Origin of the sequence: Gilliamella sp. W8126, from assembly GCF_016102185.1 — a bacterium.
GTDB classification, from domain to species: Bacteria; Pseudomonadota; Gammaproteobacteria; order Enterobacterales; family Orbaceae; genus Gilliamella; species Gilliamella apis_A.
The window spans coordinates 1-12342 of the sequence record NZ_JACFPE010000011.1 but is presented as its reverse complement, the minus strand read 5'-3'; the positions used below and the strand labels follow the sequence as shown (position 1 = coordinate 12342).

Sequence of the window (12342 nt, the reverse complement as noted above, 5' to 3'; positions counted from 1 at the left end):
ATTGAATATACTGACGAACGCGCCATCATGGCGTATTCGTTGTTAGATCAAACAGGAATTACAGAAGTATTACAATATGACGGTGTTACTGAAGTAGCAGTAAATCAAGGGAATCAAATTTGGTTCGAGCGTAATGGAGAGTGGCAATCAAAAGATGCCCCCAATTGTTCATTATCAAATTTAAAAGCCCTGGCAAATGCATTAACCGTTTTTAGTGGTTTAAAATTACCGTTTGACGAAAGAAATCCCATTGCTTCAGTCACACTACCTGGAGGCGAACGGGGGCAAATAATCACATCTCCAGCAACGGAACATAATACTATTTCATTCACTCTAAGATCTCCGTCGTTAACACGTTTTACGGTTGATGACTATCAAAATTCGGGGCGATTCAGCACTGTAAAAGTTGCTGATGCATACATAAAAGGCACTATTCCCGATCATATGAAAAAAATGAAAGAACTACAAAAAGAAGGAAATTTTTCGGAGTTTTTCAAAATTGCAGCTGCAAATGATATGAATGTTATTGCTGTCGGTGGTACAGGTTCTGGTAAAACAACATTCGCAAAATCATATGTCGATTTAATTCCTTTTAATCACCGCATAATAACACTTGAAGACGTGCATGAGGTAACTCTACCAAATCACCCAAATCATTTACATTTATTTTTTGACTCGGATTATCAAAAATCGGGCGGAATCAGTCCAAAAGAGTTAATCAAATCAGCAATGCGAATGAAACCAGATCATATTTTATTAACAGAATTGCGGGGAGATGAAACTTGGAATTATTTTGAGGCACTAAATACGGGGCACAATGGGAGTGTAACATCAACACATGCTAACGATGCTCAATCAACATTATCACGTTTAACAGCTCTTGTTATGCAATCTGAAATGGGAAAAGTTCTTAGTGAAGAATTTATTTCTAAAACAATAGCTAGTGCAATAGATGTAACATGTTTTTTCAAAAACACTTACATGACAGAGATACTTTTCGAACCCGAGAAAAAATTGGAGTTAATGTATGGGTAACAAAAAAATAAAAATAATAATTATTATTTTTATTGAATTATTATTAATAGCGATATCCAGTTATATAGGTTTTTCTCAATCAAAAGAATTAGCGCAATCATGGTTAAACCTGGATACGTCAATTTCAATTATTGACTTGGTTAAATTAGCATTAAACTCGGGTGAAAAGTTACCATTATTAGTAAAACTGAAAATTTTTGGTGCTGCGGGTGCTGGTATTCTAATTGCATTGTTTCCAATTATCTTTACAGCATTTGTTTTATACGGTTATTTTAAAAAACCAAAAGAGGCAATTTATGGTAATGCTAGATTTGCTAATGATAATGAAATTAGAAAATCAGGATTATTACCAAATTCAAAAACACGTAAGAAAAATAAATATCCGTCAATATTATTAGGTAAATATAAGGGAAAATATTTACATTTTTCAGGTCAACAATTTGTAATGTTGGGTGCTCCGACGAGATCTGGAAAAGGGGTTGGGATAGTAATTCCAAATCTATTAAATTATCCTGATAGTGCGGTTACTGTTGATATAAAATTTGAAAATTTTGTTTATACCGCAGGATTCAGAAAATCACAAGGTCAAGAGATATTTTTATTTTCACCTGACGGTTACGCAGAAACAGAAGAGGCTAGAAAAAATGGAGTTGTTAGAAGCCACCGCTATAACCCGTTACATTACGTTCGTCGTGATATGAAATTTCGTGATAGCGATATCCAACAAATATTTACCACAATATTTCCACCTAAAGCAGGCGATCCGTGGAATGATTCCGCAGCCAATTTTGCCCGAGGTATGACAGCATATCTAATGGATTTGGAAGCTGCGGGCGAAATAAGCAGAGATGAAGTAACAATTCCAAAATTAGTAGAATTAGGAGGAGAAAAGGGCGGATATATAGGGGTGATGACAAGAGCAATTCAGGCTCACGATGAGGGGGAGTACACACTTTCCGCCCCGTGTTTAGCTGAGTTTAATAAATTCTTAGCACTACATGAAAATGGACAACAATCCGTGTTACTTAGTTTCAATGCTGAAATGGGTATTTATGCAACGCCTACATGCAAGGCTGCAATGAGTGGAAACGACTTTGATTTTAATGATTTGCGACGAAAACGTACAACGATATACATCGGCTTGTCGCCGAATGGGTTAATAATGTATGCGAAATTAATTAATCTATTCTTTTCTCAATTAATATCTGTAAATACACAAGTTTTACCAGATCAAGATCCAACATTATTATACCAGGTTTTATTGGTATTAGATGAATTTCCAGCTCTTGGTGAAGTAAAAATAGCAGCTGATGCAATCTCGTATACAGCTGGATATAACTTACGATATTTAATGATTGTTCAATCACACTCACAACTGGAAGATATTTACGGAAAAGAAAAAGCCAATAATATTCGTTTAAATTGCATGGTTCAGCTTATTTATCCACCTAAAGAAGTAAATTCTCAAACAAACCAAATTAGTGAAACACTCGGTTATAAAACCGTTAATTCTAAATCCGTCAGTTATTCATATTCGGGAGGTAAAAGAAGTCGCAGTGTTAGCGATAAAGTAGAACGTAGAGCATTAATGTTACCACAAGAAATTGTCGATCTCGGCACGATTAATCACAAGTCTGGGGTATCGTTAAAAGAACTCATAATAATGGAAAAAGTAAAGCCGTTTATTGCTGATAAAATCATCTATTTTGACGAACCCATTTTCTCTGAACGTAAGGAATTTTCAGTAAAAAATATACCAGAAATACCAACTCTATTTTAACGAGGTTTATTATCATGAAGAAAACAAATATATTAAAAATCAGTGGATTTATCTTTCTAATTTCCAGCTTAACAAATTCTAATACTGTATTAGCCGATGCTGATACATTAACAGGAGATACAAGAACAGCTTGTGAAGTTATATTATGTCTGTCTTCGTCAACAGGAAAAGGATTATCAGAATGTAAAGCACCATTAAAAAAATATTTTAGTATTAGTGCTAAAAAATGGAAAGATACTTTAAAAAAACGACGTAAATTTTTAGATCTATGCCCAGCAGCTAACGAAAACGCCAAAATGTCAGCACTAACAACAGCATTGCAACATCAAGAATATGCTTGCGATGCTGAGACATTGAATAGCAGAACAGAAATTATGAGACGCAATGGCATAACAATGGTAAGAGTACAATCTTATATGCCTGGTTTTTGTAATGATTTATATAACCATGAGTTTACTGAGTTTTCACAAATAAAAAAACCTAAGTATGTATGTGATGCTAAAAAATGGTATACAGCTAAAGATTGGGCTAGAGGATTTGAACAAGTCGAAGTTTCAAGAAAATGGAATCGTTGGAAACAGGAATATGACATTAAATATAAAGATGTCAAAATTGATAAAGAATGTTGGAAATAAGCGAGGGATAGATGAATTTAATCATAGCTGAAAAACCACAATTGGCACAAGTAATTTCTGAGGCTCTCGGCGTTATTAATAAAAAAGATGGGTATATTGAATGTAAATCAAATTACACTGTTACATGGGCATTGGGTCATGTTTTAGAGATAAAAAAACCTGAGGAAATAAATCCAGATTATAAAATTTGGAAATCAGAAGATCTCCCATTAAAAATTAGACCTTTAGAACTGCAACCGATTGCAGGTAAATTAAAACAATTTAATACTATTAAAAATTTATTAAAACAAGCTAGCATTGTAATAAATGCAGGCGATCCAGATGATGAAGGGCAATTATTAATTAGAGAAATTTTAGACTACACAAATTTCAAAGGAACTGTTAAACGGTTATTATTAAATGATTTAAATATAGATGCTGCAAAAAAAGCCATGAGTGATTTAAAAAATGATTCCGATTACGACGGAATGTATTATAAAGCACTTGCACGTTCACAAGCAGATTATATTTTTGGTATTAATTTAACCCGAGCTTATACATTAGCTGCTAGATCTAAAAATCTAGACGGGGTTTACTCTGTTGGTCGGGTTCAAACCCCGACCTTGGGGTTAATTGTAAATAGATTTTTAGCAAATAAAAATCATATTGAAAGTTATTATTATAATGTTAGTGCAGAATTTGATTTTTCAGAAAAAAAAATTAATGCACGACTGTTAATAACAGATAATATAAATTCTGATTCTGAAAAAAAATTAATTGATGAAAATATTGCCAATAAAATTGCGAGTGAATGTAAAAATAAAGCAGCTTCAGTGCTTGATCGCAAAGTTGAATCAAAAACAAAGAAAGCACCATTGCCTTTTTCACTACTCGATTTACAAGTATTGGCAAACAATAAATTTGGTTATCTAGCAGATGAAACGCTAAAAGCAACACAATCATTAAGAGAAAAATACAAGGCAATAACTTACAATCGTTCTGATTGTCGCTATTTAACATCTGAGCAATTTGCTTCAGCACCCGCAACGCTTGATTTTTTAAAAAATTGGTTTAAAAAATTACCATGGGATATAGTAGACGCAACGAGAAAAAGTAAGGCATTCAACGATAAGAAAGTTACAGCTCATACAGGAATTATCCCCGTTGTTCCAGATAAATTTGATATCAGCAATTTATCAGATAAAGAAACGAACATATATAACCTAATTGTAGAACAATATATTATACAATTTTTACCCGACAAAACTTATCAGCTAGCAACGTTATTGATTGAATGTTGCAACTATCAATTTAAAACCAGTTCAATAAATATTACTGAGCCTGGGTGGTCAAATTTGATATCAGATCTAGATGAAATCGATAATGTAGATTTTGAGTATATTGTTAGTCTAGAAAAGAATGATAGTGGAATTTGTAATGATACTAACATTAAAAAAAATAAAACTAGACCACTCCCTCTATATACAGATGCAACATTATTACAAGATTTACAAAGTGTATCAAAATACGTAAATGACCCATTACTCCGCAATTTATTGATCGAAAAAGACGAAGACAGAGGGGACGAGGAAAAGGGAGGAATAGGTACACCTGCCACTCGATCTCAGATAATAAGCAATTTAAACGCAAAAGGTTTTTTCGAATATAAACAAAAAAAACTAGTACCGACTGAAAAAGGTATAAATTTTATCAATGCGTTACCCAAAATTGTAACTGTCCCTGATATGACTGCTGTATGGTTTGAACAACAACGTGATATCGAACAAGGAAAGTTAAAACTAGAGGATTTTATTAATCAAATTGATAAATTTGTAGAAGAACAAATTAAGTTGTCTCTAAATACAGATCTTGAATTACCAAAAGGGCAACCTTGTAAATGTGGCGCTGGTACGATGATCTTAAAAATTTTTAAAGATAATAAATTTTTTTCTTGCTCAAATTATCCTGAATGCAAAATCACATTGCCCGCATTAAATAATCGCCCAGCCCCACTATGCCCATGTTGTAATAGCAATTTAAAAATTAATTTTAAAGTTATTTCTTGCGAATGTGGGTTGACAATATGGCAAACACAATTCAGCAAAGAACTTAATGAATCACAATTATTTTCTCTCTTAACAAATGGAAAAACAAACTTTATTAAAGGGTTTAAATCAAAAGCAGGGAAAGATTTTTCTGCTAAACTTATACTAGATAAAAAAAGTAAAAAAATTAATTTAGAGTTTGAAAAAAAGAAAACTATTAAAAAAGGTGATTAATCACCTTTTTTTATTTTGAGTAATTATGAACTATTAACGTTCAATCCCTTTGCTTTTGTTGTTTTGACTTTGATTCTGGCTGTCGTTGACAATTCTATGTCCCGATGAATTTAATATCATATCCCGAGGTCTGTTTCCCCCCTTCATTGATTCTGTTTTATTGATAGCACCGTTTTGTAACTCGGTTATAGAAACTTTATGTTTCATAATGTCAGGATGACTTCGTAAAACAGATAATGTAACTGGATCTTTTTCGATTGCCTTTTTAGCTGATTCTCCATTTACAAAGACATTGTACTTAGATTCTTGCCTATCATATTTAAATTTCACATCAAAATGTTTTTCAGCCTTAATTGATGAATTTTGACGCCAATATTCTTCTTCCGCTCGTTGAAATGCTTTATCAAAATTTGAATTTCTTCTTAAGTCAACTATTTCCATTTGTTTTTCTAACGTTGGATTTTTAAAAAACTCTTCAGCTATTTTAGTTGCTCGTCGTTCTATGCTTGCTAAAAGCATGGCTTTGGATTCAGCATCTGTTATGTTATCGACTTTAGTTGAGTTATCTACTTTAGCTTCAGCTGATTTTTCAACTGATTTATCAGTTTCAACTTTAGTTGAATTATCTACTTTAGCTTCAGCTGATTTTTCAACTGATTTATCAGTTTCAACTTTAGTTGAGTTATCTACTTTAGCTTCAGCTGATTTTTCAACTGATTTATCAGTTTCAACTTTAGTTGAGTTATCTTTTTTTGTTTCAATTACTTTATCAATTTTCATTCCAGCATCATTCGTTATACTTCCAAATGATTCCAAGTTAGCCTCAAGCTGCAATTCTTTTCGTCGTTCGATTAACTTATCTTGTAATGAAGCTGGTTTTAATATAACTGGTAAATTGTTTGCTGCTGCGGTTTCAACTACATACTCTTTAAATTGATTATTACCATTAATTTTTAATTCATTTCCATATTTATCAATAGCCAGTTCTAAAAAGGTTTTTATATTTTCTGGAGTTTGCATTTCTTTTGAAATTAACATCTGATTACCGACATCAGTACACAACGTTTTTCCGTCATCTAATCTTTTATATTCTATATCTCCATTTTGTTTTTTTGCGACACCTAAATTATTCAGTTTCATTACTTCATCTAACGCTTTTGAATTAAAAGTGAATAGATTTTTTGTATTTGATTTATCATTTTCGTTCAGCTTTTCTTGTTGGACTTGCTGTTCTTTTAGGTTACGCTGTAAGGTAACTTGTTGCTGTTTAAAATTATCGCTAAAACTTATTTGTTCATCACCTGGTGCGATTCGGCCGAATTCATTACCAAGTGCTATATTTAACGTTTCCTTAAATGCCATATAACTTTCCTCCAATTTAATATTTCCTGTTTGTCTAAATGATAGCGTTTCACGTTTTATGGTACTAGTTGCTAACATCTCTATTTCATTTATTCGCTCTTGGCGCTGCATAGCTCTAAATGATGCTATAGTCAGTTCTTGATTACGAATTCGTTGGTTTGTAGACCGTTTATATATCCGTCTTTTTTCTAATCTGTATAAATTTCTATTGTCGATATTTAAATTATGCACGGCTAAGTTGATATCTGTTTCAAACTGTCGTACGGCATTATTAAATTTTTTAATATTATCTTGAATGTTTAACCTGGTAATATTTGATTGTTGATTAGTATCTATTTGTTTGTTATAAACAAATAACAAAACAGATTTAGCCTCTTGCCAATCCATATTTAAATATTTAGTCAGAAAATCTGACGCATTTAAATTTCTTTTATTTGCGCTAAATCTTGGGCTACCGTCTTTTGCATATGTTATTAAATGATTTTTTTTGTTTAATGCGTAGACTATTGATAAATGGTCAAGAAATAAATTTGGATCTATATTTTTTCTAATTTCTTTAAATTTAGCTAATTCTATTTTTTTATTTATTTCTAATTCATGGTTTTTTTTAGTAAACTCTAATATGTTTGATTGACTAAATTTTTGAGTTCTATTTTTATTTTTATTTTTACGATTTTTAAGATATTTATCGAACTCTGTTTCAAAACTACGTTTATTAATATTCTTATCAAATTTACTTCCAGGTGTTCCTTTTTGAACTTGAAAAAATGACCTATAATCTATTCTTCTTCCATTTGATCGATTAGATCTTGCTCTGCTTGAAAAAGACCGTCGCAAATTGGTATTATCACGGGATTCTCTGTCTCGTAAATTAATGAATTCATTTTTGGACAATAAACTTTTAACGTATCTGATTCCTTCAATTTTTCGACAAACCAGATTGCGATAGGACAAACCTGACAAGCTGCTTGTCTTTCGGGTAAAAGACCTCTTTTCCCTTCTTTGTTTAATGTAATTAAGGTTTGACTTGTAATCACTCGTTCGTCGTCTCGTTGAAAGATTGATTTTTTGTCTGTATTTTGTTTCATAGCTATTTTCTCTATCAATTAATAATTGTTTCTTGTCATTATTTGATGCTGTTGCATAACGTTTGCGAAAAGATTCTGTCGCAAAATTAACATGCTTAATTTCACGACTAACTCGACTTTTCCATTCCTGGATATCTGCTGTTATTTGCTGAATATCAGGTTTATAAAATGGTAATACTTTATTAAGTATAAAATTTTCATTAAAAATGGGATGATTTAAATTTGTAAATCTTTTATCGCCTTCAATTTTCACTGCATAGTATTGATTTTGTTTACCCTCATTTCTAATTTTAATAGTTCCGAATTCTTTTAAACGATCTGTAAATTCAACAATTGAATTTATTTTCCCCTTTTCGATTTCATCAACAAGTTGTGTTTTTAGTTCAGATTGTTTTTTTCCAAAAAAATCACCTTTTATTCGAGCTAAAACATTGGCATGATGTAAATCAGTATTTCTGACATAATCTTTTGGTGTAGCTAGTTCATATTTTTGATTTATATATTCTTGGATCGAGTCTAAATATTTAACGTGGTGATCCACCAATCCCACTGGCGATAATTTATTTAATGTTAAAAGATTTAATTCAGGAATAACAATATGTACATGTGGTTTGCGATCAATCATTTCACCAGTTCGTTTGTCTTTTACCCGTTTTATTTTTGGCAAATGGGCTTCCGCATAAAAATTATATTCATCTTCAGCATACGCAGACATCAGTAATTCACGGTAATCATTAACAACATTTTGCAATAGTTCATTGTTCATTTCGTCTTCACGAAATGACAGAGTTATATGCAAATAACGCTCTTGTCCACGGTCTGGTATTGAATTAATAATTCTATTTGTAAACTCTAAATCTCCTTCTAATATCAATCTCTGATCCAATTCATCTCTTGACGCTGATCGACCCTGCTTCATTCCTTTTTCAAGATATTCAGCTATCCCGCTGTTACCACCACCAAATCTAACTATCATCGTCTAAGTTTTTTAGCATCGTATTTATGTTAATTAACAGATTTATTCCCTTTTTGAATAAATCATCCGTAATGATATTAGCTTTATTAGCTGAATTAAAATGTCTCGCTATCTGATTTAAATTATTCCCCGCTTTGTTTATTTCACGCAAAAGATGAAAGTAATCGATTGGCTTACTTTCATTAAAAATGACACTTATATTTTTTTCTTTAGATAAAAAGAGTTCTCTAAAAAATTCAGAGGGGCTTTTTGAACTCTTTTCTAAAAGCGCCTCATAAGGTTTGTATTGCTCTTCAGTTAGCCTAAAGCTAATCACTTTTGATTTCTTATTTTTCATATTAATTAGTATTCAGCTCGTAGAGATTAAAAATACGTCTACCTCTTAGTAAAACTAGGGTTTGAAAGGGATTTCCCTTTCGCACGTCGATTATACAAATTTTTGTATACATCGCTGTCGTGCCTAACATAAATATAGTGTATATTATATCACAAATATAAGTGACGTTAAAAAAATAAAAAGATAGCAAAAAGATAGCGAATAGATAGCGATTAGGCATCAAAAAAATAGCATTTAGATAGCAAAAAGATATCAAATAGATAGCATTTGTATTTTTTTTATGTATAATTCCAAAACAAAAGCGGGGTTATCAAATGAATAAAAAAGAATTAGAACAATCTTTATCAGCATTAAAAAAAGATATTGAAGAGCGGATTAATAGCCGAGGAATGCTACAAGGGATCATTAATAAACACATAAACACTATAAACATATGTATAGCTCAAAATGTAACAATTAAATTAATACATAAATATGTATTTACTAATGATGATATTAGTTTTACTCATTTTAAAAATTTAATTTATAGGGCTAGACGTTCAAACAAAAGAAAAAAAACATCAATGGAGGTAATACAGGATAATAATACAACTAATTGCTTTAGTGCATTATCAGTTAATAAGACAATTCATAACAACAGTAGCGAAAGAAAAGCCGCTGATGAACGATTGCAAGAACTATTAATCAAAAAGAAACAAGGACAAAGTAATGAAATCGAATAGTATAAATATTGTTTTACAAGGTAAAGGCGGTGTAGGTAAATCATTTCTATCATCAATTTTAGCTCAATATTTCCTGGACTTTAAAAAAATAAAAATGAGCGGAGCCGATACAGATCCCGTTAATCAATCATTTGCAAGCATAAAACGAATTGGAGCTGCACAGATCGAGATATTACGGGACGGCGCAATAATACAATCAAAATTTGATGCTATTTTTGAAAAAATCATAGCAGAGCAAAAAACAACTTTTGTTATTGATAACGGAGCATCAACTTTTGTTCCAATGATGAAATACATAAACGATAACGATATTGTATCTATTTTTGATAGTTTAAATAGACCTGTATACATTCATACTGTCATCGTCGGCGGTCAGTCACAAACAGACACATTACAGGGTTTAATGAGCCTATACGAATTAATAACCGAATCGTCAAATGTAAAACTCGTAATCTGGTTGAATGAATTTCAGGGTTCAATTGAAATTCCAGCTGGTTACAGTGAGTTAGTAAGCGATAAAACAGCTGCAATTATTACAATTCATAATCGTAATTCAGATGCATTTAATGATGACCTAGAAAAACTAACAAAAGCTCGCATGACAAATGAAGAAGCTCAAAAGTCAAACGAATTCGGGTTAATGTCGAAAAATCGATTAAATAAAGTATTTACTGAAGTTTATTTACAATTAGATGATTTATTTGACCCACAATCAGAATAATTTTTGTTAATGCTGCAATCTATGATTGCAGCATTAACCTTTTTTTAAAGGACTATTTATTATGCAAACTGAAATGTTAGAAGAAAAAACAGAACTAATAAATTCAATAGAAGAAAAAAAAGAGGAATTGACAGCCCGATTCGGGTTAACAGATGAAGAATTCAACTTATTAATTAGAAATGTTATTTTAGATAGCTTCGATAAATTAAGAATTAGATTAAGTGCTGATGATCCAATATTCGCAGTTGTTCTGGCTCAAAAAAACGTAATGGACTATTACTCTGTAATGATTACTAATTCATTAAATAATATTCCTAAACAAATTGGTAATGCAATTGACGGCAGTTTAAATGACTTTAGTGAAAAAATAGCTTTGATCGGCGAGGCATTCGACAATGAACTAAAACAATTTAAAAATGAATTTAGCTCACAAACACTAGAATTAAATAATCAAATAATTTCTAGTTTCAATTCATTTATTGATAAAAAAATAGATGAAGCAAAAGAGACATTAAACATAACATCAAATAATCATTATTCGACAGTTCAATTATCAAAAAATCAAAAAATATTTAATACTATTTTGATATCAATAAATTTAGTACTATTAGTGGTGATGTTAGCAATGTTTTATTCAAATAATGTTAACAATAAATCAAATGAAATAGCATACCAAATAGGATTATATAAAGGATTCGAAACTATAAAAAAAGAATTTGACCCTAAAAATAGCAAAAAGATAGAAACAATTATAATTGAATCTATCGATAATGAGCTGAGGAATAAAAATTGATGAGTGATTTATTATTATTTTTAGAAATAATCAATATAATATCAATAGTTATCCTTTCATGGTTTTGTTTCAAACGTAAAAACACCAATTTTATACAAATATTAATTGTAATAGAAATTATTTATTTTTTTATCATAGAAAAAAACAATAACATTATAATTAATATAATTTTATCTACTATTCTATCAATGATACTATTAACATCCATAAAATTATATTCAAATAGAATTAATAAAGAATATAATGATAAAATCTTAGATTCAATGAAAGATGATTTTGATAAGTTTTGCAAAAAATAAAAATAAGCCCTAAAAGGGCTTATTCTATTATAAAAATTCTAATTCTAGTTCGTTTTCATCTTGATTTAAAATTTCAATAGTTCCTTTAATTCCTGATTTTTTATTGATTAGATACTCTTCAATATATGATAAAACTATTCCCAGTTGTTTACCGTTTAATGGTTGTGCTTTTATTTGTTTTTTTAATTCAAGAGCATAAATAATAGAATTGGCATAACTTTTTAAATTAATCATATTAATTTCCTCTGTAGAGAGATATTTAAATTCATAAACCCTAATGTAAGGTTTAAACTCATTGAACGTTAATCATTCAACTTGTAGTTATTATATCAAAAA

10 protein-coding genes are annotated in these 12342 nt (G+C 30.6%); 7 read left to right on the top strand and 3 right to left on the bottom strand.

The genetic code is table 11. The features are described 5' to 3' along the window. Window positions 1–27: 27 nt before the first annotated feature. From virB11 to topB, 4 genes are read left to right on the top strand one after another with little or no spacing between them, the layout of a single operon-like run. Window positions 28–1035, top strand: a complete 1008-nt coding sequence (virB11, locus tag H3S74_RS12190) for a P-type DNA transfer ATPase VirB11 (RefSeq protein ID WP_198247991.1) — start codon at window positions 28–30, stop codon at window positions 1033–1035. Beyond that, window positions 1028–2815, top strand: coding sequence for a type IV secretory system conjugative DNA transfer family protein (locus H3S74_RS12185; RefSeq protein ID WP_198247990.1), 1788 nt, complete (start codon window positions 1028–1030; stop codon window positions 2813–2815). Before virB11 ends, H3S74_RS12185 begins: the two co-directional genes overlap by 8 nt. 14 nt (window positions 2816–2829) lie before the next feature. Further along, the gene (locus H3S74_RS12180) at window positions 2830–3450 is read left to right on the top strand and encodes a TrbM/KikA/MpfK family conjugal transfer protein (RefSeq protein WP_198247989.1); all 621 of its coding nucleotides are present in this window, start codon (window positions 2830–2832) and stop codon (window positions 3448–3450) included. An 11-nt stretch (window positions 3451–3461) separates the two neighbouring features. After that, complete coding sequence (gene topB / locus H3S74_RS12175) at window positions 3462–5708, top strand: type IA DNA topoisomerase (RefSeq protein WP_198247988.1); 2247 nt, start codon at window positions 3462–3464, stop codon at window positions 5706–5708. 33 nt (window positions 5709–5741) lie between these two features. Here the strand turns inward: topB and H3S74_RS12170 are convergent, their stop codons facing one another. Then, the gene (locus H3S74_RS12170) at window positions 5742–9134 is read right to left on the bottom strand and encodes an LPD7 domain-containing protein (RefSeq protein WP_198247987.1); all 3393 of its coding nucleotides are present in this window, start codon (window positions 9132–9134) and stop codon (window positions 5742–5744) included. Continuing rightward, window positions 9124–9471: a plasmid mobilization relaxosome protein MobC gene (mobC, locus tag H3S74_RS12165; protein WP_198247986.1), complete on the bottom strand. Its 348-nt coding sequence runs from the start codon at window positions 9469–9471 to the stop codon at window positions 9124–9126. The genes H3S74_RS12170 and mobC overlap by 11 nt, the downstream gene beginning before the upstream one ends. A 314-nt stretch (window positions 9472–9785) precedes the next feature. On the opposite strand from mobC, the gene H3S74_RS12160 reads away from it, so the two are divergent. The 3 genes from H3S74_RS12160 to H3S74_RS12150 all read left to right on the top strand — a co-directional run bounded on the left by H3S74_RS12160 (window position 9786) and on the right by H3S74_RS12150 (window position 11707). Beyond that, window positions 9786–10193 carry a hypothetical protein gene (locus H3S74_RS12160; RefSeq protein WP_198247985.1) on the top strand — a complete coding sequence of 136 codons (408 nt, stop codon included), beginning with the start codon at window positions 9786–9788 and terminating at the stop codon, window positions 10191–10193. Further along, the gene (locus H3S74_RS12155; RefSeq protein ID WP_198247984.1) at window positions 10180–10914 is read left to right on the top strand and encodes a conjugal transfer protein TraL; all 735 of its coding nucleotides are present in this window, start codon (window positions 10180–10182) and stop codon (window positions 10912–10914) included. Before H3S74_RS12160 ends, H3S74_RS12155 begins: the two co-directional genes overlap by 14 nt. A gap of 61 nt (window positions 10915–10975) precedes the next feature. Beyond that, window positions 10976–11707 carry a hypothetical protein gene (locus H3S74_RS12150; RefSeq protein WP_198247983.1) on the top strand — a complete coding sequence of 244 codons (732 nt, stop codon included), beginning with the start codon at window positions 10976–10978 and terminating at the stop codon, window positions 11705–11707. 326 nt (window positions 11708–12033) lie between these two features. Here the strand turns inward: H3S74_RS12150 and H3S74_RS12145 are convergent, their stop codons facing one another. Further along, on the bottom strand, window positions 12034–12240 hold the full coding sequence (locus H3S74_RS12145; protein WP_198247982.1) for a hypothetical protein: 207 nt from the start codon (window positions 12238–12240) through the stop codon (window positions 12034–12036). Window positions 12241–12342 lie beyond the last annotated feature (102 nt).